At 73.1% G+C, this 24,811-nt stretch carries 17 protein-coding genes; 1 reads left to right on the forward strand and 16 read right to left on the reverse strand.

Translation table 11 applies throughout. The annotated features are described in order from the left end of the window. Positions 1-1,258: 1,258 nt before the first annotated feature. Positions 1,259-2,092, forward strand: coding sequence for an AfsR/SARP family transcriptional regulator (locus PVK37_RS16690; protein ID WP_275028316.1), 834 nt, complete (start codon positions 1,259-1,261; stop codon positions 2,090-2,092). Positions 2,093-2,862: 770 nt separating this feature from the next. Here PVK37_RS16690 and PVK37_RS16695 read toward each other — a convergent pair. From PVK37_RS16695 to PVK37_RS16770, 16 genes are all read right to left on the reverse strand, one after another. Then, a complete protein-coding gene (locus PVK37_RS16695) occupies positions 2,863-12,288 on the reverse strand; it encodes a type I polyketide synthase (protein ID WP_275028317.1) in 9,426 nt (3,141 codons plus the stop codon). Between the two features lie 205 nt (positions 12,289-12,493). After that, entirely contained in the window at positions 12,494-14,122 is a 1,629-nt protein-coding gene (locus PVK37_RS16700) for an FAD-dependent monooxygenase (RefSeq protein WP_275028319.1), read from the reverse strand. Positions 14,123-14,328: 206 nt separating this feature from the next. Beyond that, on the reverse strand, positions 14,329-14,544 hold the full coding sequence (locus tag PVK37_RS16705) for a DUF5957 family protein (RefSeq protein WP_275028320.1): 216 nt from the start codon (positions 14,542-14,544) through the stop codon (positions 14,329-14,331). A 60-nt stretch (positions 14,545-14,604) separates the two neighbouring features. After that, positions 14,605-14,853, reverse strand: coding sequence for a DUF5988 family protein (locus tag PVK37_RS16710; protein WP_275028321.1), 249 nt, complete (start codon positions 14,851-14,853; stop codon positions 14,605-14,607). A 12-nt stretch (positions 14,854-14,865) separates the two neighbouring features. Then, positions 14,866-16,392, reverse strand: coding sequence for a peptide MFS transporter (locus tag PVK37_RS16715; RefSeq protein WP_275028322.1), 1,527 nt, complete (start codon positions 16,390-16,392; stop codon positions 14,866-14,868). 7 nt (positions 16,393-16,399) lie between these two features. After that, positions 16,400-17,476, reverse strand: coding sequence for a ketoacyl-ACP synthase III family protein (locus PVK37_RS16720; protein WP_275028324.1), 1,077 nt, complete (start codon positions 17,474-17,476; stop codon positions 16,400-16,402). Further along, complete coding sequence (locus tag PVK37_RS16725; protein ID WP_275028325.1) at positions 17,473-19,161, reverse strand: acetyl-CoA carboxylase carboxyltransferase subunit alpha; 1,689 nt, start codon at positions 19,159-19,161, stop codon at positions 17,473-17,475. Before PVK37_RS16725 ends, PVK37_RS16720 begins: the two co-directional genes overlap by 4 nt. Positions 19,162-19,245: 84 nt before the next feature. Then, entirely contained in the window at positions 19,246-19,560 is a 315-nt protein-coding gene (locus PVK37_RS16730; protein ID WP_275028327.1) for an antibiotic biosynthesis monooxygenase family protein, read from the reverse strand. After that, the gene (locus tag PVK37_RS16735) at positions 19,557-19,889 is read right to left on the reverse strand and encodes an antibiotic biosynthesis monooxygenase family protein (RefSeq protein WP_275028329.1); all 333 of its coding nucleotides are present in this window, start codon (positions 19,887-19,889) and stop codon (positions 19,557-19,559) included. The genes PVK37_RS16730 and PVK37_RS16735 overlap by 4 nt, the downstream gene beginning before the upstream one ends. A 2-nt stretch (positions 19,890-19,891) precedes the next feature. Next, positions 19,892-20,641: an SDR family NAD(P)-dependent oxidoreductase gene (locus PVK37_RS16740; protein WP_275028330.1), complete on the reverse strand. Its 750-nt coding sequence runs from the start codon at positions 20,639-20,641 to the stop codon at positions 19,892-19,894. A 28-nt stretch (positions 20,642-20,669) separates the two neighbouring features. Then, positions 20,670-21,128 (reverse strand): SRPBCC family protein, encoded by a 459-nt coding sequence (locus PVK37_RS16745; protein ID WP_275028331.1) that lies wholly within the window; start codon positions 21,126-21,128, stop codon positions 20,670-20,672. A 2-nt stretch (positions 21,129-21,130) separates the two neighbouring features. Next, positions 21,131-21,388, reverse strand: coding sequence for an acyl carrier protein (locus PVK37_RS16750; RefSeq protein ID WP_275028333.1), 258 nt, complete (start codon positions 21,386-21,388; stop codon positions 21,131-21,133). A 35-nt stretch (positions 21,389-21,423) separates the two neighbouring features. Beyond that, on the reverse strand, positions 21,424-22,641 hold the full coding sequence (locus tag PVK37_RS16755; protein WP_275028334.1) for a ketosynthase chain-length factor: 1,218 nt from the start codon (positions 22,639-22,641) through the stop codon (positions 21,424-21,426). Further along, positions 22,638-23,909, reverse strand: a complete 1,272-nt coding sequence (locus PVK37_RS16760) for a beta-ketoacyl-[acyl-carrier-protein] synthase family protein (RefSeq protein WP_275028335.1) — start codon at positions 23,907-23,909, stop codon at positions 22,638-22,640. The genes PVK37_RS16755 and PVK37_RS16760 overlap by 4 nt, the downstream gene beginning before the upstream one ends. Continuing rightward, entirely contained in the window at positions 23,906-24,337 is a 432-nt protein-coding gene (locus PVK37_RS16765; protein ID WP_275028337.1) for a cupin domain-containing protein, read from the reverse strand. The genes PVK37_RS16760 and PVK37_RS16765 overlap by 4 nt, the downstream gene beginning before the upstream one ends. A gap of 41 nt (positions 24,338-24,378) precedes the next feature. After that, the gene (locus tag PVK37_RS16770; protein ID WP_275028338.1) at positions 24,379-24,702 is read right to left on the reverse strand and encodes a TcmI family type II polyketide cyclase; all 324 of its coding nucleotides are present in this window, start codon (positions 24,700-24,702) and stop codon (positions 24,379-24,381) included. Between the last annotated feature and the right edge of the window lie 109 nt (positions 24,703-24,811).

Raw genomic sequence — 24,811 nt, forward strand, 5'->3', positions numbered from 1 at the left:
AACGCACGGTCGGAGGATGGACCGCTGACGTTCCACTCGTCCGGGCTGCTCCGGAAACTGTTGGATGGCTACGCAAGAAACGCGATTCCTGGCACAACGAAGGCGCCTTACCTGTCCCTGGTTTGGGGCGGTGGGAAGCTCTCCGGCCGGGTGGGCGGAGCCGGTGCCGGTGGTGTGTCCCCTCGTCCCGCTGGGCCCCCGATGCCAGCCGTCCGGCGGGGTGACTCCACCGCCGGACGTGAGGAGGCCGGGACATCCGTCGGACACCGCCCCGCCGCCTCGGCTCCGTATGGAGGCCGATGTGCTTTTTGGGATACCTGGACCCGTTCTGAGCAGGTGATCCCTTGTCCCTGGCCTTCGCCGGTGGCTCCGCCCGGCCGGCGCGACACGCCGGGCGAAGCCCGGCGGGATGGCTGGAAAGGCTCCCACTGTCGGCCAGGCGACAGATTTCCGCCCCGGTGGCCCGCGCCCTGGGCGGCGAACGCCAGGATCGAACACTACCGATCGTATACGCCCAGGATCGGACCGTGGACCCGCTCCCGCGCCGGTCGGGTCGTCGCCGCCCGGTGCCGGGCACCGCCGCTGCAACTCCCAGCGTGCCCACATGATCAGCGCAAACGCATCCCCGGTCACTGATTTACCGTGCTGGCGCGCTCCCTGGTCGGGGGTATTCGGGGTTCGCTCGGCCTCACTCCCCGCCTGCAATTTCATTACATCCTGTGAAGCCGGCCCCAACAATGCATGGCTGCCTCGAAGGCGGCTCGAAAGCTTCTTGGATTCTGTGCATGCTTGTGCGGCACCCTGCAATGGGGCATAGTGATGAACAGAGGCATGCATCGATTAGTTGATCAGTGTGACAGGTGTTGCCGCACCTGGAAATATTTGATTCGGCAATCGATGATTCAGTCAATGGTTGACCGTCGGAGCTGGGGGGCTGCTTAGTGTCACCTTGAGTTACCTCCATGTCTCACTGAGTAACGATGGCAAGACGCGGCAGCTGGGGGGCAGCCCCGTCGCTGCGAATTCCACTGTGCGTATCGGTGCCTTGCTACTGTGCGTAGCGTCTGTTCGGGTGATGCGTGGCGGGGGGTTCGCCGCTGATGGATGTGAATTCCAAACCAATCAGCGGCGAAATGTTCCTGAAATCGTTCAGGATTCGCGCCGGCATCATCTGAATCGGGGCGCCAAGGGCGTAGAGAAGGATGTGACAGCATTGCAGATCAACGTGCTCGGTCCCTTGTCGGTTTATGTCGGCCAAATGGATATGACGCCAACGGCACCCAAACCGCGTCGGGTACTCGCGCTTCTTGCAATTTGCGCGAACCGTGTCGTCCGCAACGAACAGATCATCGAGGAGCTGTGGGAGAACAGCCCGCCCACCAGCGTCACCACTACCCTGCAGACGTACGTCTATCAATTGCGTAAGCACCTCCAGCGGGCGCTCGCACCGCAACCGGGGGTGACCCTGCCGGGTGCCGCCCCGGCCTCGGAGTTGCGGACGTTCGCCGGCGGATACATGCTCTCGCTCGCACCGGAGGCGCTCGATTCGCTGCGCTTCGAGCAACTCGTGGCCCAGGGCCGCGCGGCGCTCGAGTCCGGCCGGACCGAGGCCGCCGCCCGGATCCTCCGGGAGGCGCTGGCGCTCTGGCGGGGTCCCGCCCTGGTGGACGTCACTCCCGGGCCGATCCTCCAGGTCGAGGTGCTGCGGCTGGAGGAGATGAGCAAGAGCGCCCTGGAACTGCGCATCGAGGCGGACCTGCTGCTGGGGCGGCACCACGAGCTGCTCAGCGAGCTGGTGGGCCTCTCCGCGCGGCAGCCCACCCACGAGGGCTTCCAGGCCAAGCTGATGCTCGCGCTGTACCGGGCCGGGCGACGGTCCGAGGCGCTCGGGGTGTACCAGGGAGCCCGCAAGGCCCTGGTCGCCGAGTTGGGCGTGGACCCCTCCGGGGACCTCCAGCGCCTGCACCGGGCCATCCTGGAGGGTGACCCGAGCCTCAGCGACGCGGGACCGCCGGCCGTGGGACTGGAGTCCCTGGCCATGGCGATCCCTCGGCAGCGTCGGCTCGAACACCAGGTCGGCGCGGTGCAGTAGCCCGCTGACCGTGGCCCCGCCCCGGATCCGGGGCAGGCCGACCGAGCCCGGTCGTGGGGGGTGCGGACCCCCGGGGGGCCGGAGGTCGACCATCGACCGCCGGGACCGGGCCGTAACGTCGGACCGTCCGTGTGGCTGGTGCCGCGCACAGGGTGTGCGGCCACGAGACACCCGGACGGTCTCCCCGCGCCACGGCGGAAGCGGAGCCGCCCCCGGCGCGGTACGTCGTCGAGCACCGCCCGACCGGGGCGGCGCGGAACGACAGCACCACCCGGCGGAATCCGTCGCCGGGCCCGCGGCCGGTGAGCGGAGCACCGGCCCGATCAGACGGTTGACCGGACCGGCGGCGTACCTCCCCCGCCGGGACGGAACCGGTCCAGCACGGCCGGCCACGGACGGGACGACCCGCCGGAGCCGGCCGTCGGCGTCTCCGGCCACCCACCTCCACCCGCCTCCGACCCGGTCGGCTGTCGCGACCGTCGGTGTTCCGGCTCGGCCGGGTGGTCCGGCCGTCGGTACTTCGGCCCGGTCGGCCGTGGTGACCGTGGGTGCTCCGGCCTGGCCGGGTGGTCCTGCCGTCGGTGGTCCGGCCGTCGGGGTTCCGGCCCGCCCGGCCGGAACCTCGGTCGGAACCCAGGCCGGAACCTCGGTCGGGACCCCGGCCGGGGCGGGCGGCGCGGCCGCCGGGGCTCCGGTGCCGGTTCCCGCCCGGGACCGCGTCGGCGTCCCGACCGGAGACGGTGGCAGCGCAGCCCCGGCGGCCGGTGTGCTCACGCCTGCTCCGCCGCCAGCACCCGGTCGAGGAGGACCTCCGCGAGTTCGCCCACCCGGGGGTGGTCGAAGACGACCGTGGCGGGCAGCCGCAGCCCGGTGGCGGTCCGCAGCCGGTTCCGCAGCTCCACCGAGGCGAGCGAGTCGAACCCGAGGTCCCGGAACGTCTGCCCGTGGTCGATCCCGCCGCTGCGACCCAGCACCGAGGCGACCTCGGTGCTGAGCAGACTGACCAGCGCGTCGTGCCGCCGCTCCTGCGGAAGCTGGGCCAGCTGGTCGGCCCAGGAGGACGCCGACCCGGCCCGGGTGGTCACCCGCTCGGCGACCCGCCGGCCCGGCGGCGGTACCAGGTCCCGGAACATCCCCGGTACGCCGCCCTGCTCCGCCCGGCCCCGCAGCGCGGCCCGGTCCACCCGGACCGGCACCAGGTGCGCCTGGTCGCGCTCCAGCGCCAGATCGAACAGGGCGAGCCCTTCGGCGTTGGACAGGCCGGCCACCCCGGCCCGGCTCATCCGGGCCAGGTCGGCCTCGGCGAGGTGCCCGGTCATCCCGCTGGACTCGGCCCACAGGCCCCAGGCCAGCGAGGTGGCCGTCCGGCCGGTGGAGCGGCGCATCCGGGCCAGGCCGTCCAGGAACGCGTTCGCGGCGGCGTAGTTGCCCTGACCGGGCAGGCCGAGGGTGCCGGCGACCGACGAGAACAGCACGAACGCGTCCAGCGGCCGGTCCCGGGTCAGCTCGTGCAGGTACCAGGCCCCGTCCACCTTGGGCCGCAGCACCCGGCCGACCTGGTCGTCGGTGAGCGCCTCGACGGTGGCGTCGTCGAGCAGGCCGGCGGTGTGCAGGACGGCGGTGAGCGGGTGCGCCGCCGGTATCCCGTCGAGCACCCGGGCCAGCGCGTCGCGGTCGGCGACGTCGCACGCGGCCACGGTCACCTGCGCGCCCAGCCCGGTCAGCTCCCGCTCCAGTTCGGCCACCCCGTCGGCGTCCCGGCCGCGTCGACCGGTGAGCAGCAGGTGCCGTACCGAGTGCCGGGTGACCAGGTGCCGGGCCAGCAGTCGGCCCAGCGTGCCGGTGCCCCCGGTGATCAGGACGGTTCCCGCCGGGTCGAGCCCGCCGGGCAGGGTCAGCACGATCTTGCCGATGTGCCGGGCCTGCTGGAGGTACCGGAACGCCGCCGGGGCCCGGTCGATCGGCCAGCTGGTCACCGGCGCGGGCTCCAGCACCCCGGACTCGAAGAGGTCCACCAGGGTGGTGAACATCGCCCCGATCCGGTCCGGGTCCACGGTCAACAGGTCGAAGAACCGGTACGTCACGCCCGGATGGGCGCGGGCCACCTCGTCGGCCGCCCGGATGTCGGTCTTGCCCATCTCCACGAACCGGCCGCCGCGGGGCAGCAGCCGCAGCGACGCGTCGGTGAACTCGCCGGCCAGCGAGTTGAGCACCACGTCGACGCCCTCGCCCCGGGTGGCGTCGGCGAACCACTGCTCGAAGTCGAGGGTGCGGGAGTTGGCGATGTGGGTGTCCTCGAAACCCGCCTCGACCAGGTGGTCCCACTTGGCCGGGCTGGCGGTGGCGAAGACCTCCGCGCCCAGGTGCCGGGCCACCTGCACGGCCGCCGTGCCGACGCCACCGGTCGCGGCGTGGATCAGCACCCGCTCACCGGAGCGCAGGTCGGCCAGGTCGACCAGCCCGTACCAGGCGGTCAGGAAGACCGTCGGCACGCTGGCCGCGAGGGTGAACGTCCAGCCGGCCGGCATCCGGGTGAGCAGCCGCCGGTCGGCCACCGCGACCGGCCCGAACGCGCCGCCCGGGAACAGCCCCATCACCCGGTCGCCCGGGGCCAGGTCGGTGACGGCCGCGCCGACCTCGACCACCACGCCGGCCGCCTCGCAGCCCATGGTCGCCGCGCCCGGGTACATGTCCAGCGTGATCAGTACGTCCCGGAAGTTGAGCCCGGCGGCCCGGACCGCGACCCGCACCTCCCCGTCGCCCAGCAGCCGGTCCGTGCCGTCGCCCAGCGCGCTGTCCGTGCCGTCGGCCAGCGGCCGGTCCGCGCCGTCGCCCAGCGGCCGGTGTGACCCGTCCGACCCGTCCGGGCCGTCCGGACCGACGAGGGCCAGGTTGTCGATGGTGCCGCGCGGTTCGGCGGTCAGCCGCCAGTTCGGCGTCTCCGGCACCACCAGCGACCGCTCCCCGCCGGTACGGGCCAGCTTCGGCGCCCAGAGGGCGTCCCCCCGGACCGCCACCTGCGGCTCGCCGGTCGCGACCGCGGCCGGCACCCGCAGGTGGGACGGGGTGTCCAGGTCGACCAGGACGAACCGGTCGGGGTGTTCGGTCTGCGCGGTGCGCAGCAGCCCCCACACCGCGCTGGTCGCCGGGTCACGGACCGGCTCACCCGGGTCGGCGGCGACCGCCCGGAAGGTGGTCAGCACCAGCCGGGCGGCGTCCAGCCGGTCGTCGGCCAGCCACTGCTGGAGCAGGTCCAACGCGGCGGTCACCGACGAGTGGGTCGCCGGGACCATCTCCGGCTCGGGGGTGCCGGCGGTCGCCACCACCACGTCCGGCACCCGTGCCCCGGCGTCCAGGGCGGCCCGCAGCGCGGCCAGATCGGGGTAGGCCGTCCCGCCGACCGCGTCCAGGTCGCTGTCGCCGAGCACGGCCAGCCGGGTGGTGCCGGCGGCGGCGTCGGGTGGGGCGGTCACCTCGGTCCAGACCACCTCCAGCAGCGAGTCGCGGTGCGCCGGGGCGGCGGTGAGCTGTCCGGGCGCCGCCGGTTGCAGGGTGAGCGACTCCACCTCGGCCACCGGCGTCCCGGACCCGTCGGCCAGGGTCAGCGTCGCGCTGCGGGCCCCGGTCCGGCGGACGTGCACCCGCAGCGCGGACGCCTCGACCGCGTGCACCCGCACCCCGCTCCAGGCGAACGGCAGCGCGATCCCGGCCCGGGTGTCCCCGTCGAGCAGGCTCAGCACCAGCGGGTGCAGCGCGGCGTCGAGCAGCGCCGGGTGCAGGTGGAAGCCGACGACCGGCTGGTCGTCGGGGAGCCGTACCTCGGCCCACAGGTCGTCGCCGTCGCGCCAGGCCCGGCGCAGGCCCCGGAACGTCGGCCCGTACCGGTAGCCGGCGTCGGCGAGCCGGGGGTACGCGTCGGTGAGGTCCCAAACGGCGGCCCGGGTCGGCGGCCATTCGTCCAGGCGTACCCCCGGGGCGGCGTCGGTGCCGGTGAGGGTGCCGGTGGCGTGCCGGACCCAGGTCCGGTCGGGGTCCGCGTCCTCGGTGACCGGTCGGGAGTGGACGGTCAGGGCCCGCCGTCCCGGCCCGTCGCCGGGCGAGACGGCCACCTGGATCTCCACCCCGCCGGTGGCCGGCAGCAGCAGCGGCGCCTCCAGCACCAGGTCGTCGACCGTGTCGCAGCCGGCCCGGTCGGCGGCGTACGAGGCCAGGTCGACCAGGGCGGTGCCGGGCAGCAGCACGGTGTCCCGGACCGCGTGGTCGACCAACCACGGGTGGGTACGCCGGGACAGCGTCCCGGACAGCAGCACGCCCGCGTCCCCGGCCAGGTCGATCTCGGCGGCCAGGAACCGGTGCCCGGTGGCCGCCGGGGCCGCCCCGGTGGGCGCGACCAGCCAGTGCCGGTGCGGCTGGAACGGGTACGTCGGCAGGTCCACGGTGCCGGCCGGTGGGCGGGTCGGGTCGGCGGCCAGCCGGGGCCGGTGCCCGGTGTGGGTGTGGACGTGGGCCAGCGAGACGAGCAGCCGCGCGACGCCGCCCTCGCCCCGCTTCAGCGTGCCGGTGGTGGTGCCGGGCGCGTCGGCGGCGTCCAGGGTGTCCTGGATGCCGATGGTGAGCACCGGGTGCGGGCTGGTCTCCACGAAGTGGGTGTGCCCGGCGGCGGCCAGCGCCCGGACGGTCTCGGCGAACCGGACCGTGTTGCGCAGGTTCTGGAACCAGTAGTCGGCGTCCAGGGCGGTGGTGTCGAGCAGTCCACCGGTGTACGTGGACCAGAACGGCACCCGGGCCGGCCGGGGCCGGATCTCGCCGAGCAGGTCGGCCACCCGCTGGCGGATCGGCTCCACGTACGGGGTGTGCGAGGCGTAGTCCACGTCGATCCGGCGGGCGTTGACGTTCCGGGTCTGGAAGCTGTCGACCAGGTCCACCAGCGCGGTCGCGTCCCCGGCCACCACGGTGGAGTGCGGGCCGTTGATCGCCGCGACGTGCACCTGCCCGTCCCACGGGGACAGGTCGACCCGTTCGACCGGCAGCGGCACCGAGACCATGCCGCCGGTGCCGGCCAGGGCGGTGATCGCCTGGGAGCGGCGGGCGACGATCCGGGCGGAGTCGTCCAGGGTGAGCGCCCCGGCGACGTACGCGGCGGCGATCTCGCCCTGGCTGTGGCCGATCACCGCGTCCGGTTCGACGCCGTGCGCCCGCCAGGTCTCGGCCAGGGAGATCATCATGGCCCAGAGCACGGGCTGGATGACGTCGACCCGTTCCAGCGGCGGCGTGCCGGGTACGCCGCGCAGCACCTGGACGAGATCCCAGTCGGTGTACGGGGCGAGCGCGTCGGCGCAGGCGCGCATCTGCGCGGTGAAGGTGGGATGCCGGTCCAGCAGGCCCAGCGCCATGCCGACCCACTGCGAGCCCTGACCGGGGAAGACGAAGACGGTCTTGCCGTCCGTGGGCGTACCGGTGACCAGGTTCGGCGCGGAGCCGCCCCCGGCGAGCGCGGTGAGCGCCTCGCGGCCGTCGTCCGGGCCGGTGGCGACCACCACGGCCCGCTGTTCGAAGCGGGCCCGGGCGGTGGACAGGGTGTCCGCCACCAGGGCCGGGTCGACGTCGGGATGGTCGGTCAGGTACGTGGCCAGGTTGGCGGCCTGGTCCCGCAGGGCGGCCTGGCCGCGGGCCGACAGCGCGAACGCCACCGCCCGGTCGTCCCGGTCCGGCCCGTCGCCGGTGGCCGCGGCCAATGGGTCGGTGTGCGCCGGGAAGGCCACGTCGGCGGGGGCCTCCTCCAGGATGACGTGGGCGTTGGTGCCGCTGATCCCGAACGAGGAGACCGCGCCGCGCCGGGGGGTCTCCCCGGGCGGCCAGGCCACCGGCTCGGTGAGCAGGCTGACCGCGCCGGCCGACCAGTCCACGTGCGGGGACGGCTCGGCGGCGTGCAGGGTCGGCGGCAGCAGGTCGTGCCGGAGCGCCCCGATCATCTTGATCACACCGCCCACCCCGGCGGCGGCCTGGCTGTGGCCGATGTTCGACTTCAGCGAACCCAGTCGCAGCGGTCGGTCCGCCGGCCGGGCCCGCCCGTACGTGGCGAGCAGCGCGCCCGCCTCGATCGGGTCGCCGAGCTGGGTGCCGGTACCGTGCGCCTCGACGGCGTCCACGTCGGCGGGGGAGAGGCCGGCGTCGGTGAGGGCGTCCCGGATCAGCCGTTCCTGGGACAGCCCGTTCGGGGCGGTCAGCCCGTTGCTGGCCCCGTCGGAGTTGATCGCGCTGCCCCGGATCACCGCGAGCACCCGGTGGCCGTTGCGGCGGGCGTCGGAGAGCCGCTCCAGCAGCAGCACGCCCGCGCCCTCGGCCCAGCCGGTGCCGTCCGCGCCGGCCCCGAACGCCTTGCACCGGCCGTCCGGGGCGAGGCCGCGCTGCCGGCTGAACTCCACGAAGATGCCCGGCGAGGACATCACGCACGCCCCGCCGGCCACCGCCATCGTGCACTCGCCCCGGCGCAGCGACTGCACCGCCAGGTGGATCGCCACCAGCGACGACGAGCAGGCGGTGTCCACGGTGAACGCCGGCCCCTCGAACCCGAACACGTACGACACCCGGCCGGAGGCGACGCTGGCGGTGCTGCCGGTGAGGCGGTACCCGTCGGAGCCCGCCGAGGTCTCGTACAGCCGGGGACCGTACTCCTGGGACATCACGCCCATGAAGACACCGGTCCGGCTGCCGCGCAGCCCGGTCGGGTCGATCCCGGCGCGTTCGAACGCCTCCCAGGTGGTCTCCAGCAGCAGCCGCTGCTGCGGGTCCATCGCGGCGGCCTCGCGCGGACTGATCCCGAAGAACTCCTCGTCGAACTCGTCGGCCCGGTGCAGGAACCCACCGTGCCGGGCGTACGACTTGCCGGGCGCGCCGGGCTCGGGGTCGAACAGCCCGTCGATGTCCCAGCCCCGGTTGGTGGGGAAGTCCCCGATGGCGTCGACCCCGTCGGCGACCAGCCGCCACAGGTCCTCCGCCGAGCGGACGTCGCCGGGGTACCGGCAGCCGATCGCCACCACCGCGACCGGCTCGTCGGTCGACCCGGTGGCCGGGCCGTCGGACGTCGTGTCGGCGCGCCCGCCGACCAGTTCGTCGCGCAGGTATCCGGCCAGGGCGGCCGGGGTGGGATGGTTGAACAGCAGCCCGGAGGCGAGCCGCAGCCCGGTGGCCGCGGCGAGCCGGTTGCGCAGCTCCAGGGAGAGCACCGAGTCGAAGCCGAGGTCCTTGAACGGCAGGTCGACGCCGACCGCGCAGTCGGTGGCGTGACCGAGCACCGCGGCCGCGTTCTTGCGGACCAGGTCGAGGGTCAGCCGGGACTGTTCCGGCCCGGACAGCGCCGCCAGCCGGTCGGCCAGCGGGCCGCGGGTCAGCGCGGTCGCCGGGGCGGTGCCCGCCGGTCCGCGTGCGGCCGGGGCGGTGGGCGCGGGCAGGTTGGTGATCCAGTGCGGCTCCGGCTGGAAGGCGTACGTGGGCAGGTCGACCGGCTCTCCCGGACGGTACGCCGGGTCGGTGGTCAGCGCCGGGGCGTACCCGGTGCGGGTGTGCACCGTGGCGAGCGACAGCAGCAGCCGCTCCGGCCCGCCGTCGCCGCGCTTGAGAGTGCCGGTGGCGCTGCCGTCGGTGTCGGTGGCGGCCAGGGTGTCCTGGATGCCGACGGTGAGCACCGCGTGCGGGCTGGTCTCCACGAAGTGGGTGTGCCCGGCGGCGATCAGCGCGCGGACCGTCTCCTCGAAGCGGACGGTCTGCCGCAGGTTGCGGTACCAGTAGTCGGCGGTCAGTTCGGTGCCGTCGACCGGGCCCGGGGTGACGGTGGACCAGAACGGGATCCGTCCGGCGGTCGGCCGGACCTCGCCGACGGTGTCGTCCCAGCCCGCGCGCAGCGGCTCCACGTACGGGCTGTGCGAGGCGTAGTTGATGGGTACCGGCCGGGTGGTGAGGCCGCGCTCCCGGCAGGTCTCGGCGAGTTCGGCCAGGGCGTCCGGGTCACCGGCGACGACCGTCGAGTTGGGCCCGTTGAGCACGGCGACGTGCAGGCGTCCCGGCCATCGGGTGAGGTCGAGCTGGTCGACGCCGACCGGTACGGAGAGCATGCCCCCGCTGTCCCCGCCGCCCTCGATGGTGCGCAGGGCCTGCGCGCGGCGGGTCACCAGTCGGGCCGACTCGTCGAGGGTGAGGATGCCGGCGACGTACGCGGCGGCGATCTCGCCCTGGCTGTGGCCGACGACGGCGTCCGGTTCGACGCCGTGCGCCCGCCAGGTCTCCGCCAGCGAGATGATCATGGCCCAGAGGGCCGGCTGGACCACGTCGGTACGCTCCAGCGACGGGGCGTCCGGCGCGCCGCGCAGCACGTCGAACAGGTCCCAGTCGGTGTACGGGGCGAGCGCCTCGGCGCACCGGCGCAGCTCGGCGGTGAAGACCGGGTGCCGGTCCAGCAGGCCCGCCGCCATGCCGGCCCACTGGGGGCCCTGGCCGGGGAAGACGAAGACCACCCTGCCGGGGGTACGGGTGCCGGTGACCACCCGGGGGTGCGGTTCCCCCTCGGCCAGCGCGGTCAGGGCGGCGCGGGCCTGGTCGACGTCCCCGGCCAGCACCACGGCCCGTTCCTCGAAGCGGGTCCGGGTGGTGGCCAGGCTGTGCGCCACCGCCGCCGGTGCCAGGTCGGGGTGCGCCGCCAGGTGGCGGGCCAGCCGGGCGGCCTGGTCACGCAGCGCCGGGGCGCTGCGCGCCGACAGCGGCCACCCGGTCAGCTCGGGCGCCGTCCCGGTCAGCTCGGGCGTGTCCCCGGCCGGCTCGGGCGTCGGTCCGCCTGGCGCGGGCGTCGCACCGGTCAGCTCCGGTGCCGGGTGCGGTTCGGGGGCGGCCGGGCGGGCCGGGGCCGCGCCGAGCACCAGGTGACAGTTGGTGCCGCCGATGCCGAACGACGACACCCCGGCCAGCAGCGGCGCGTCCGGTCGGGGCCAGTCGCCCGGCTGCTGCTGCACGCGCAGCCGCCACTCGTCCAGCGCGATGGCCGGATTGGGGGATCGGTAGTTCAGGCTGGCCGGCAGGTGCCGGTGGCGCAGCGCGAGCACCGTCTTGAGCAGGCCGACCACACCGGCCGCCGCCTCCAGGTGACCGACGTTGGTCTTGGCCGAGCCGACCAGCAGCGGCGCGTCGATCGGTCGCCCGGCACCCAGTACCCGGCCCAGCGCGCCGGCCTCGACCGGGTCGCCGACCCGGGTGCCGGTGCCGTGCAGCTCGACGTACTGCACGTCGCGCGGGTCGACGCCGGCGTCGGCGTACGCCAGTCGCAGCACCTCCTCCTGCGCGGCCCGGCTGGGCACGGTGAGCCCTTCGGCGACGCCGTCGTTGTTGACCGCGCCGCCGAGGATCACCGCGTGCACCCGGTCGCCGTCGGCCAGCGCCCGGGACAGCGGCTTGAGCAGTACCGCCGCGCCGCCCTCACCGCGCACGTAGCCGTTGGCGCGGGCGTCGAAGGTGTAGCAGCGGCCGTCGGGGGAGAGCGCACCGACCCGGGCCATGCCGGTGGTGCTCTCCGGGGCCAGGATCAGGTTCACCCCGGCGGCGATGGCCAGCGCGGACTCGCCCCGGCGCAGGCTCTCGCAGGCCAGCTGCACCGACACCAGCGACGACGACTGTCCGGTGTCGACGGCCATGCTCGGGCCGGTCAGCCCGAGCTGGTGCGAGACCCGGTTGGCGAGGATGCTGCGGTGCAGGCCGGTGACGGTGTGCGGGGAGACCGCCGCCGGGCCGCCCCGGTAGGACAGGGTGGCGTAGTCGTCCCAGATCGCGCCGACGAAGACCCCGGTGCGGGTGTCCCGGACCGACGCCGGCACGATCCGGGCGTCCTCCAGCACCTCCCAGCTCAGTTCGAGCATCAGGCGCTGCTGCGGGTCCATCACCGCCGCCTCGCGGGGGCTGATGCCGAAGAACGTCGCGTCGAAGGTGCCCACCCGGTCCAGGTAGCCGGCCCGGGTCGGCTCCACCGGCGGTGCGCCCACGTCCCGCCAGCGGTCCTCGGGCGGCTCGCCGACCGCGTCGACACCGTCGCGCAGCAGCTCCCAGAAGGCGCCCGGGTCGGACGCCTTCGGCAGCCGGCAGGCCAGCCCGATGATCGCTATGGGTTCGGTCCGCCCCACGGGCGCCTCGTCCACGGTGGTGTGCGGTTCGCTCACGGTTCCCCTCCCGGGCGCGTGGTGTCGACAGCGCGTCGGTGTTCCTCCGGCCGCTGCGGCGGGGCCGACGGCGCGCGCGACGATGCGACGCGGCGTACGGCGGGCCGACGGGCGCGGTGCCGGTGACGGATGGTTGGTACGGGCTGGGCGGCGCTGCTGACCGGGGCCCCGGCGGGGCACGGGACCTGGGCGGGACCCCGGTGGCTCAGCGGTGCAGCAGCGCGCCGAGGACCCGTTCGACGGTGCTCTCGGTGGCTTCCGCGCCGGCCGGCGAGCGCCAGCAGACGAAGCCGTCCGGCCGGACCAGCACCACGCCCTCGGGGGCGACCCCGTACGCCTGCGGCCAGGAGCGGTCCTCCTCGACCAGGTCGGCGCCGACCCGGTACACGTCCACGTCGACGCCGAGGCGCTTGGCGGCGGCGGTGGCGGCGGTCCGCCACGGTTCGGCCGCCGGGCCGAGCAGCAGCACCGGACGCCGGCCGAACAGGTCCAGGGTGGAGATCCGCTCCCCGTCGCGGCGCAGCCACAGGTGCGGCGCGCGGGTGCCGGGTCGGCCGTCGAGCTGACGCGGGTCGACCAGCGTGGCGGTGCGTACCCCGCCGGGGCCGGGCGGGGCGGCGGGCACGGTGTCGCCCGGCTCGGCGACGACCGCCGGGGAGTCGTAGCCGTACCCGAAGGTCACCGTCAGGGTGTCCTGGACGGCCGCCCGCTGCTCCGGGGTGGCGAACCCGCCCCGGCTGGCCAGGCGCAGCCCGGCCTGGGTCATCACGGTCACCCCGACCGGGTGCCGTTCGGTGTCGTACGTGGACAGCAGCGCGGGGGAGGCGAGTCCGGTCAGCACGGCGTGCAGCTTCCAGGCCAGGTTGTGCGCGTCGTGGATGCCGGTGTTCGCGCCGTACCCGCCGACCGGGGGGACCACGTGCGCGGCGTCGCCGACCAGGAAGACCCGGCCGGCGTGGAACCGCTCCGCGACCAGCGCGCCCATCTCCCACGGCATGACGCTGCGCAGCCCGACCTCGAGGTCGGGTACGCCGACGGCGGCCCGGACCAGCTCGACGCAGCGTTCGTCGGTGAAGTCGTCGGGGCTCTCGCCCCGCTCCGGGTGGTAGGTGACGATCAGGGTGCCCTGGCGCAGCGAGTCGTCGTGTCCGAGGATTCCCTCGACGTGCTCGTTCTCCACCTGGCAGATGGCGAACCGCCGGCCGTTCAGCGGCCCGGACAGGTCGGCCCGGAACAGGATGCTCATCTGGTGCCGGACCACGCCCCGGCCGTGCCGGCGGATGCCGAGCCGTTCCCGGATCGGGCTGTGCGTGCCGTCCGCGGCGACCAGGTAGTCGGCCCGGATGGTGCGCTGCGCGCCGGTCTCCCGGTCCCGGACGGTGGCGGTGACGCCGTCGTCGTCCTGGGCGAGGTCGACCAGCTCCACGCCGAACCGGATGTCGCCGCCGAGTTCCCGGGCCCGGTCGAGCACCAGCGGCTCGATCCGGTCCTGCGGCAGCGAGACCAGCCGTTCGATCGGGCTGATGTCGCTGACGTCCTCCTCGTCCGGGATCCGGGACATGTGGATCTCCCGGCCGGTGAGCGACTCGACCTTGCCGTTGAGCACGTGGCCGGCGAAGCCGGCGCTCTCGGCGTAGATCGCGTCGGTGAGCCCCACCGTGCGGTACAGCTCCAGGGTGCGCGGGTACCAGCCCCAGGCCCGTGGGTGGATGGCGGTGCCCGGGTGGCGTTCGACGAGCACCGACCCGACGCCGTGCGAGGACAGGAACAGGGAGGTGGAGAGCCCCACCACCCCACCCCCGACGATCAGTACTGGTGTTGTCTCGTCGTACACGAGTGACTCCTCCCGGATCGTGGCTGGCCCAGCGTGGCAGTCCCGCTTGGAGGACGGCTCGAAGCGCGCTTGGAGATCATCTGGACGCCGGCAGGGCCGGCAGGCCGACCTGCCGGTACCGGGATCGCACCGCCGGCCACCCGGGGACACGCCGACGGGCGCCGGCCATCGTGGGGATGGCGGGCGCCCGTCGGGTGCGGAGCGGGTCAGCGGCGGGGCGGGTTGCCCCCACGCTGCCGGGACCGGTCGACGAGGACGGCGACGACCGCGCCGACGGCGGCGAGCACCAGCGGCAGGAACCGGAAGCCGGTCGGCCCGTCGTCGGAGGTGAGCAGACCGATCACGCCGATGACCTGGTCGAGCACGATGCCGGCGAAGAACCCGGCGACGAGACCGATCAACACCGCTACCAGGGTCCTCATCAGGTCTCTCCCATCCTCGACGTGTCCCGACCTATAGCCATACTACATATCGGGTCCCGGTCACTCCGCCACGTACGTGCGGTGCGACCAGGTGAACACCCGCAGGGTACGTCCGTCCTGCTCGGCGGCCTGGTCCGGATCCTCCCGGAAGTGGTCGTAGCAGTTGCCGCTGCGGACCTTCAGCGTCGCCTGCGTCCCGTCGGTGTGGCAGAGCCGGTCGGCGGTCCGGCCGGCCCGGCCCGGTCCGCCGCGTAGCACGGTGTTCGGCGCGTCGACACTGAGGACGGCGTTGGCGTCATCGGTCGGCATGGTGGACTCCGTTCAGTTCAAGGATTTCACTCCTTCGGTCGGCGACGGCGTCGTCGGCGCGACCGGGGCGGCGGGTTCGTCGGCCAGGCGTCGGGTCAGCGAGCGGGCGGCGAACGCCAGCAGCACCGCCACGGTGAGCCCGATGCCGCCGAGGATCAGGTAGAAGGTGGACTCGGCGACCACCGCGGTGAGGCCGGCGAGCTGGCCGCCGGAGGCCGCGCCGACCGCCGCGAACAGCCAGAACAGCCCGATCATCTGGCTGGAGAAGCCGGGCGGGGCGACCTGGGCGGCCAGGCTCAGCCCGACCGGCGCGACGACCAGCTCACCACAGACGATGATCAGGTAGACGGTGAGCAGCCACAGCGGCGACACCGGGGAACTCTCCGCCAGCGACGCCGCGACCGCCATGATCACGAACGACACGCCGCCGAGCAGCATGCCGGCGACGAACTTCGGCGGCACCGCCACCCGGGAGCCGAGCTTCACCCACAGCGCGGCGAAGCCCGGCGCGAGCAGCAGCAGGAACAGCGGCTGGGCGGACTGGAACCAGCTCGCCGGCACCTCGAAGCCGAACACGTCCCGGTCCACCGAGTCCTTGGCGAAGATGTTCATCAGGGCGGGGCCCTGGGCGTACATCAGCCAGAAGAACGACGAGGCGATCAGGATCCACAGGAACGCCCGCAGCCGCACCCGGTACGGCTGGATCTCCGGGCGGCGGTTCAGCCGGACCCAGTAGACGACCGGCACCCCGAGCACCATCAGACCGAGCACCATCAGCACCTGCTGGAGGGCGAGCACCCCGGAGGCCACCCCGACCACGGCGAGCACGGCCGGTACGCCGCCGTAGAGCGCCGACCGCCGCCACACCCGGGTCCGTACCTCCGGCGGGGCCGGGTTCGACGGCTTGGAGCCCACGTCGCCCAGGCCGCGCATCCCGACCACGTACTGGATCAGGCCGATCACCATGCCGAACGCGGCGATGCCGAAGCCCAGGTGCCAGTTGATCTTCTCGGCGGCGAAGCCGGTGATCAGCGGGGCCAGCAGCGCGCTGACCTGCACGCTCATGTAGAACAGCGAGAACGCCGCCTCCCGGCGCTCGGGCTGGCCCTGGTACATGTCGCCGACCATCGCCGCCATGCTCGGCTTGACCAGGCCGGTGCCGACGATGATGCAACCCAGCCCGAGGTACAGGGTCGGCTCGGCCGGCACCGACAGGAAGATGTGCCCGGCGGTGATGAAGACGCCGCCCCACAGGGTGGCCCGCCGCGCGCCGAGCACCCGGTCGGCCAGCCAGCCGCCGGGCAGCGCCGCCATGAACACCAGGGACATGTACATGCCGAACAGCGCGGCGGCGTCCACCTCGGACATGCCCATCCCGCCGTCGGCCGGGTCGGCGACCAGGAACAGCGCCAGGATGGCGAGCATGCCGTAGAAGCTGAACCGCTCCCACATGTCGACGACGAACAGGGTGCCGAACCAGCGGGGCTGGCCGAGGAAGGTCTTCTCGGTGGGTGGAATGGGTGCTGCGGTGGAGGTCATCGGCCTCTCATCCCCTTCTGGCGGTACGCGGGACACCGGCCGACCGGGTCGGCCGGTTGGCGGTGGGTGGTCGGCGGAGCATCTCGACCACGGCGCACGACCAGGTGAAGCCCGCGCCCACGCCGGCGAGCAGACACCGCTGGCCGGGTTGCAGCACGCCGGAGTCGGCGATCTGCCCCAGCCCGGCGATCTGGTCACCGGCGCCGAGGTGCCCGACCTGCCGTCCCCAGGACCAGGTGGTCCGGTCCGGGTCGATCTTGAATTTCTGGAAGAAGTGGGCGTTCAGCCGGCCCCGCCCGAGGTTCGGCAGCACGAACCAGTCGATGTCGTCGAGGGTCACCTCGGCGTCGGCCAGCGCCCGGTCGATCGCCTGGGACTGGCCCCGGTCGATCCGGTCGAGGATGCCGTCCAGGCCGCTGGCCCGGACGAAGTCCTGCCGCAGCGTCTCCACGTCCACCGTGGCGCGGGTGTGCAGCGGGACCACCCCGAACGGGTCCACCCCGCGCTGCATCTGCTCCAGACCGGCGTCGGCGACGGTGACGATGCTGCGCAGCCGGGCGAACCCGGGGCGGCGGGACACCACCATCGCGGTACCGCCGTCACCGAACACGGTGCCCGGGTCGCTGCGCCAGCGGTCGAAGGCGGGGGCGGCGAACCGGTCCCCGGTGGTGACCAGCGCGCTGGTCCGGCCCGGGTCGCCGAGCAGGTAGCTGACCGCCAGGTCCAACGCGCACAGCCCGCCGTTGGACATCTGCCGTACCTCGATCGCCGGGCAGGCGTTGCCGACCGCCTCCCGCTGCACGTACGAGGCCGGGGCCCACATGTCGTGCCCCTGGTACCAGGTGTTCGCGTGCAGGACCAGGTCGATCTCCTCCGGCCGGGCGCCGGCCTGCCGCAACGCGGTCCGCGCGGCGTGCGCGGCCAGCTCCGGCCCGGACTCGTCGGTGCTGACGCAGACCGACGACATCTCGGTACGCCACACCAGCCGGCGTTCGCAGTGCCCGGCCCGCTCGGCCTCCTCCAGGGTCATCACCGGCGGCAGCCGGCGTCCGGTGCCGACCACGTAGAGGTTGTCGACCCTCATGCCGGCCGTCCCGGGTCGGTGCCGGTGGTGCTACCGGCGTGCCGCAGCCGGTGGTGCCGCTCGGTCATCAACTGCTCGTGCGGCCGGGCCAGCAGGTCGCCCAGCACGGTGGTGAGCGCGTCGCGCAGCAGCCCGGCGGCGGTGACGGCGGAGGTGTGCGTACCGCCCTCCGGCTCGGGGATCACCGCGTCGACCACCCCCATCCGCAGCAGTTGCCGGGCGTCGACCCGCAGCGCCTGCGCGGCGCGCGGGGCCATCGCCCGGTCCCGCCAGAGGATCGCCGCGCAGCCCTCCGGGCTGATCACCGAGTAGGTGGTGTTGGCGAAGCAGAGCACCCGGTCGGCCACCCCGAGGGCGAGCGCGCCGCCGCTGCCGCCCTCACCGGTCACCACCGCGACGATCGGCACCGGCAGCTGCGACATCAGCCGAAGGTTCTCGGCGATCGCCACCGCCTGGCCGCGCTGCTCCGCGGTCACCCCCGGGTACGCGCCGGGGGTGTCGATCAGCGTGACCACCGGGATGCCGAGCTTGCCGGCCAGCCGCATCAGCCGGGCGGCCTTGCGGTACCCCTCCGGGCTGGGCATGCCGAAGTTGCGTTCGATCAGCTCGTGGGTGGTGTGCCCCTTCTGGTGCCCGATCAGCATCACCCCGGTCCCCTCCAGCACGCCGAGGCCACCGACGATGGCGGGGCACTCGCCGGCCATCCGGTCGCCGCGCAGCGGCTGGAAGTCGTCCAGCAGGTGGGCGACGTAGTCGAGGGTGGTCGGCCGGTCCGGGTGCCGGGCGAGCTGCGCGGTCTGCCACGGGTCCACGTCGGGGAGCTGGTCGTGGTCGCGGATCAGCGGGTCGCGGGGCGGGGCGAGGTCGGCCCGGCGGGTCGCGCCGAGCAGCCGGGCCAGGGTGGCGCGCAGCTCCGCCCGGGGGCGTACGTCGTCGATGAGGCCGTGCGCGAGCATGAACTCGGCGCTCTGGAAGCCCTCGGGCAGCGTCTCGCCGATGGTCTGCTCGATCACCCGGGGGCCGGTGAACCCGAGCCGGGCACCCGGTTCGGCGACGATCACGTCGGTCAGGGTGGCGAACGAGGCGGCCACCCCGGCGTACGTCGGGTCGGTGATCAGCGAGACGGTGAGGATGCCGGCCGCGTCCAGTTCGGCCAGCGCCTGGCTGGTCTTGGCCATCTGGAGCAGGGAGAGGATGCCCTCCTGCATCCGGGCGCCCCCGGAGGCGGTGACCAGCACCAGCGGCACCCGGTCGGCCAGCGCCCGTTCGGCGGCGCAGACGATCGCCTCGCCGACGGCGGTGCTCAGGCTGCCGGCCATGAACCGGAAGTCCATCACCGCCAGCACCAGCGGCCGGTCGTGCACGGTGGCCCGCACGCAGACCACCGCCTCGTCCAGGCCGGTCGTCGCCCGCGCCTCGCGCAGCCGGTCCGGGTACGGGCGGGTGTCGACGAACCCGAGCGGGTCGTCGGCCGCCGGCACGGCGGGCAGCACCTCGACCGAGCCCGGGTCGACCAGGTGGTCGATGCGCTGCCAGGCGGTCAGCGGGGAGTGGTGCCCGCAGTCCGGGCAGACCCACAGGGTGCGGGCCAGGCGCTTGCCGTAGACCAGCGACCGGCACCGGGTGCAGGCGAGCCAGTCGTCGGTGGTCCGGGCGGCACCCACCCGGGGCAGGGTGTCGGTCATCGTTCGGCCTCCCAATGCGGGCGTTCGGTGGCCGGAAGAAGCCCCCGCGGGTCTTCCGGCCACCGCTGGACGTACCGGCGGCGCTCAGAACGCCGCCGTCACCTCGAACACCTCGAAGAAGTTCGGCAGCTCACGGTCCTGGTACTGCCGCAGGGGCGAGGTGGACGGGCGGTGCGAGACGCCCTCCTCCCAGACCCGGAACGCCGCGAGGCTCTCCCACTCGCTGAGCACCACCATCCGGTGCGGGTCGGTGGTGGAACGCAGCAGCTCGTTGCCGATCAGCCCCGGCGTACCCTCCAGGTGCCGGCTGATCTGGTCGTACGCCTTGGCGACCGCGTCGACGTCGTCGGCCGGCGCGCGGTGCCAGACCATCACCCGGGCCCGACCGGCGGTGCTCACCGCAGTGCCTTCGCGGCCTCACCGGCCGGCAGCGCGAACACGACGTTCATGGTGAACATCGCCCCGCCGTGCCGGTACGGGTGCAGCTTCTTGCGGTGCTCCACGTGCTCGTCGCTGTGCTCGAACTCGCGGAACCGGGGCTCGTCCACCCAGTCGCTGATCACGTAGTAGGTGGAGTCCTGGGTGGAGTCCTTCATCAGCCACTGGCCGAGGTTGGCCGGGTGGTCGGTGATGACGCTGCCGATGGAGAGCCAGGTCTGCTCGAAGTCGGCCTCCATCCCCGGGTTGATGTCGAACCGCAGCATGACCCGGAACGTCGTGCCACTCATGATCAGATACCTCCGTCGACGGGGATTTGCGCGCCACTGACGTAGCGGGACTTGTCACTGGCCAGGAAGAGCACCACCTCGGCGACCTCGTCCACGTGGCCGAGCCGGCCGAGCGAGGTGAGCTGGGCGTACCGGGCCTCCATGGCGGCCCGCTGCTCCGCGGTGAGCCGGGCCATCTCCTCGGTGGCGATGACGCCCGGCTCGACCAGGTTGACCCGGATGCCCTGCCGGCCCAGCTCCTTGCAGAGCGACCGGGTCAGCCCGACCAGGCCGGCCTTGGCGGCGGTGTAGTGGGCCCGCATCGGGATGCCCACCTTCGCCACCCGGGAGCCGATGTTGACCACCGACGCGCCCGCGCCCATCAGCGGCAGCGCCTTCTGGATGACCAGGAAGGTGCCGGTGAGGTTGGTGTCGACGACCTGGTGCCAGTCGTCCAGCGTCAGGTCGTCGTAGCCGATGTGGCTGATCACGCCGGCGTTGTTGACCACCACGTCCAGGCTGCCCAGGCGGACCTTCACCTCGTCCAGCAGGTTGCTGATCTGCTCCGGGTCGCCGACGTCGGCGCGGACCAGGTGGTGCTGCCCCGGGGTGTCCTTCAGCTCCCGGGCCAGGCTCTCCACGGCCTCGCCCTCGGAGCGGTAGCAGGTCACCACGTTCGCCCCGGCCCGTGCCAGGGTCAGCACGATCGCCCGGCCGATCCCGCGTGTACCGCCGGTGACCAGGGCGTTCTTGCCGGCAAGTAGCTGTTCCATCAGTCCTCCAGGTAGGGGTTGCGCCGGCTCAGGAGCGGGCGACGGCGGCCTTCTCGATCCGTTCCTTGATGGCCGCCATCTGGATGGCCGAGTTCTTGAGCAGGTGCGCGGCCATCTGCTCGTCGTCGAAGGGGAGTTCCTCGCGGACGTGGAACTCCTGCTCCCAGCGCATCTCGACGCCGCCGTCCACCTCCCGGTACGCCCAGAAGATGTTCATGAACTCGAACGGGCCGGTCTCGATCCGGTGCGCCCGCACCGTCCGGGTGGCCGGGTCGGAGCTGCGCTCGGAGACCCAGGTGTTGACCTTGCCCTGCTCGTCGGGGTGCATGGTCAGCCGGAACCGGATGGTGTTGCCGTCCCGCTCCAGCACCTCCGCCGAGGCGTACTCGGTGAACAGGTCCGGCCAGTTCGGCACGTCGTTGGTCATGTCCCAGACCAGGTCCATCGGCGCGTCGATGACGACCGCGCACTCGGTCTTCTTCGCCATCGTCACGCCGCCGCGTGCAGCTGGGCGTTGACGAAGTCGATCAGCTCGCGCGGGGTACGCAGGTCGCTGATCTTCTCCTCGGGCACCGACGCCGGGAACTCCTTCTCCAGCCGGCTGACCACCTCCAGCACGGCCAGCGAGTCGTAGCCGAGGTCGGTGAACTGGGTGTCCCGGATGTCGGCGGACAGGTCGACCGAGTCGTCCACGCCCACCGTCGCGCGGATCACGCGCGTCAGGTCGTCCAGGGTCATCTCACGCATGGCAGGGCCTCCAGGTCGTTCGTGGTTGGTGGGGGTCACGAGGTGGCGCGGACCACGACGGCGGAGTTGAAGCCGCCGTGGCCCCGGCCGAGCACCAGCGCGGTACGCACCGGCGCGGTACGGGGACGCTCCCGGACGAGGTCGATGTCGCAGCCCGGGGCGAGGGTGCCGACGTTGACCGTCGGCGGGATCACGCCGTCGCGGATGGAGAGCAGCGCGGTGACCGTGTCGAGCGCGCCCGCGCCCGCGTAGATCCGGCCGGTCATCGTCTTCGGCGCGGTCACCGGCACCCCGTTCGGGCCGAAGATCGCGGTGATCGCCGCCGCCTCGGCCCGGTCCAGCTCCGGAACGCCGTACGCGTCGGCGAAGACCACGTCCACGTCACCGGGTTCGACACCGGCGTCGGCCAGCGCCAGCCGGGCCGCCTGCTCCAGCGTCGGCGGCCGGTCGCCGCCCGGACGCGGGTCGAAGGTGGCCGCGTAGCCGGCGATCTCCCCGTACACCCGGGGCGCGCCGCGCTCGCGGGCGCTGTCGGCGTCCTCGATCACCAGGATCGCGCCGCCCTCGCCCGGGACGTACCCGCCGGCCCGTACGTCGAACGGCAGGAACGCGGCGGCCGGGTCGTCGCTGGTGCTGAGGTTGTTGGTGGGGATCTGGGCGACCACGCCGGCCGGCGACATCGCCGACTCGGTGCCGCCGACCAGCACCAGCCGGTGGTCCTGGCGCAGCACCCGCCGGCCGTGGCCGATCGCGTCCAGGCCGCCGGCCTGCTCGGAGACCACCACCCCGCAGTGCCCGCGGAACTTGTGCCGGATGGAGAGCTGGCCGGTGGTCGCCGCGTAGAACCAGGCGATCGACATGTACGCGCTGACGTGCTCCGGGCCCTGGGTCCAGAGCTTCTCCAGCTCCCGCTGGCCGACCTCGACGCCGCCGGTGGCGTTCGCCGTGATCACACCCAGCTCGTACTCGGGCAGCTGGCTGGGGTCCACCTCGGCGTCCTTGATCGCCTTGTCGGCGGCGACCAGGGCCAGGTGGCTCATCGCCGAGGTCTCCACCAGCAGCCGGCTCGGCACGTGCTCGGCCGGGTCGAAGGTGGCGAGTTCACCGGCCAGTTTCACCGGGTACCTCGGGGCGTCGAACCGCTGGATGCGGTTGATGCCGCTCTTGCCGTCCAGGATGTTCGACCAGAAGGTCTCGGTGTCCATGCCGTTGGGCGCCATCACGCCCAGGCCGGTCACCACCGCTGTCTTCATGCCGGCACCGCCTCGGGGTCGACGACGAGGATCGCGCTCTGGAAACCGCCGAACCCGCTGCCCACGCTGAGCGCGGCGTCGGTCCGGTGCTCCCGCGCGACCATCGGTACGTAGTCCAGGTCGCACTCGGGGTCCCTGGTGGTCAGGTTGGCCGTGGGGGGCACCACGTTGTGCTTGACCGCGAGGGCGCAGGCGGCCACCTCGATGGAGCCGATCGCGCCCAGCGAGTGCCCCACCATCGACTTGATCGAGCTCATCGGGGTGGCGTACGCGTGCTGGCCGAGGCTGGCCTTGACGGCGGCCGTCTCGTGCCGGTCGTTCTGCTTGGTGCCCGAACCGTGCGCGTTGACGTAGTGGATGTCCTCCGGGTTGAGCCGCGCCTGGTCCATGCTCAGCCGGATCGCCTCGGCCATCTCCCGGCCGTCCGGCTTGAGGCCGGTCATGTGGAAGCCGTTGGCGCGGGTGGCGTACCCGGCGATCTCGCAGTAGATCTGCGCGCCCCGCCGGCGGGCCGACTCGGCGTTCTCCAGCACGAACATGGCCGCGCCCTCGCCGAGGATCAGGCCGCGCCGGTTGCCGTCGAAGGGCCGGCAGGCCGACTCCGGGGTGTCGTTGAAGGTGGAGGTGGCCCGGATCGCGTCGAAGCAGGCCACCGTGATCGGCGAGATCGGCGCGTCGGTGGAGCCGGCGATGACGACGTCCGCCGAACCCTCCCGGATCAGGTTGGCCGCGTAGCCGAGCGCGTCGATGCCGGAGGTGCAGCCGGACGAGACCACCGAGGTGGGCCCCTCGGCCCGGGTCGCCCAGGCCACCTCGCGGGCCAGCGAGCTGGGCGCGAAGTAGTCGTACATCTCCGGTACGGCGTACTCGTGGTCGACGATCCACTTGCGACCGCCGTCGGAGACCACGGTGTACTCGGTCTCCAGGCCCATCGTGCAGCCGACCGCGTTGCCGACGGTCACCGCGGTCCGGGTCGGGTTGAGGTCGTCCAGGGTGAGCCCGCTGTCGAGCACCGCCTCGTTGGTGGCGACCACCGCCAACTGGGCGGCCCGGTCCATCCGCCGGATCTCCTGCGGGGTCAGGCCCAGCTTCGCCGGGTCGAAGTCGATCTCGGCGGCGACCTGGCAGCGGAAGTTCGACGGGTCGAAGAAGGTGATGCGCCTGGTGGCGGTCCGGCCGGCGGTCAGCATGTCCCAGAACGCCTGGCGGCCCACGCCGCCGGGCGCCATCACGCCGATCCCGGTGACCGCTACGCGCGGAGTGCTCACAGGTGCCCTCCGACCTGGGGCGCCGGCTCGTTCTCCCGGCCGGGCAGGAACTCGGTGTCGATGTGGCCCAGCTCCGGACGGGGGGCCAGCGGGCAGAGGTGGAAGATCACCTTGGCCGGTTCCTGGCCCCGGTTCTCCACCCGGTGCTTGACGTTGATCGGCACCAGGCACGCCTCACCCGGCCCGAGGTCCACGTACTCGGTGTCGATCCGCATGGTGATCTGACCGCTCACCACGTAGATCGACTCCTCGGAGTACGGGTGGATGTGCTCGCAGACGAACTCGCCCGGCTCCAGGGTGAGCATTCCGCCGAACCCGGTCGTCGACTTCACCGTCTTCGGGCTGAGCATGATGCGGACGTCACCGCCACGCCGACGGTTCGGCGTTACGTCGCTCCACGAGACCTTCGTGGCTGACGTGGTGCTCACGTTGTTCTCCTCTCGGGCTGCGGTGCCGGCCCCGGCGACGGTCATTTGTCCGGCGTCCAGGTGTAGAACGGCTCGGCCATGGCGTCCTTGGGCTCCGCCCAGGCCGGGTCGTACGGGCTGATGAACTGCGCGAGCTTGTCGTGGATGTCCTGGTACAGCGGGTGGCTGCGGGCCTTGTACAGGTCCCGGTTGATGGACTGGTCCGCCTCGACCAGGTGGAAGTACAGGTCGTGGAAACGGAACAGCGTCCGCCGGTCCACCCCGATCATGTGGGGCAGTTCGGTGGCGTCCGATTCGGCGAAGATATTGGCGACCGACGCGGCATCCGCCGGATTCATACGGGCCACAATGAGCGTCCGGTGCACAGTGCTCTCCTTTCGGCTGATGCGGGTGATCGCCAGGAATTGCCGAGCAGGGTCGGCCAGTGATCCCGGTCTTTACTTCGGAAATGATTTCCTCGGCGGCTCGAAGGCG

Source organism: Micromonospora cathayae (assembly GCF_028993575.1).
Taxonomy (GTDB): Bacteria; Actinomycetota; Actinomycetes; order Mycobacteriales; family Micromonosporaceae; genus Micromonospora; species Micromonospora cathayae.

What these genes read in the sequence shown, in the direction of transcription:
- PVK37_RS16690 (WP_275028316.1), top strand. Translation starts at nt 1,259, where the DNA reads ATGGATATGACGCCAACGGCACCCAAACCGCGTCGGGTACTCGCGCTT.
- PVK37_RS16705 (WP_275028320.1), bottom strand. Translation starts at nt 14,544, where the DNA reads ATGAGGACCCTGGTAGCGGTGTTGATCGGTCTCGTCGCCGGGTTCTTC.
- PVK37_RS16710 (WP_275028321.1), bottom strand. Translation starts at nt 14,853, where the DNA reads ATGCCGACCGATGACGCCAACGCCGTCCTCAGTGTCGACGCGCCGAAC.
- PVK37_RS16715 (WP_275028322.1), bottom strand. Translation starts at nt 16,392, where the DNA reads ATGACCTCCACCGCAGCACCCATTCCACCCACCGAGAAGACCTTCCTC.
- PVK37_RS16720 (WP_275028324.1), bottom strand. Translation starts at nt 17,476, where the DNA reads ATGAGGGTCGACAACCTCTACGTGGTCGGCACCGGACGCCGGCTGCCG.
- PVK37_RS16725 (WP_275028325.1), bottom strand. Translation starts at nt 19,161, where the DNA reads ATGACCGACACCCTGCCCCGGGTGGGTGCCGCCCGGACCACCGACGAC.
- PVK37_RS16735 (WP_275028329.1), bottom strand. Translation starts at nt 19,889, where the DNA reads ATGAGTGGCACGACGTTCCGGGTCATGCTGCGGTTCGACATCAACCCG.
- PVK37_RS16740 (WP_275028330.1), bottom strand. Translation starts at nt 20,641, where the DNA reads ATGGAACAGCTACTTGCCGGCAAGAACGCCCTGGTCACCGGCGGTACA.
- PVK37_RS16745 (WP_275028331.1), bottom strand. Translation starts at nt 21,128, where the DNA reads ATGGCGAAGAAGACCGAGTGCGCGGTCGTCATCGACGCGCCGATGGAC.
- PVK37_RS16750 (WP_275028333.1), bottom strand. Translation starts at nt 21,388, where the DNA reads ATGCGTGAGATGACCCTGGACGACCTGACGCGCGTGATCCGCGCGACG.
- PVK37_RS16755 (WP_275028334.1), bottom strand. Translation starts at nt 22,641, where the DNA reads ATGAAGACAGCGGTGGTGACCGGCCTGGGCGTGATGGCGCCCAACGGC.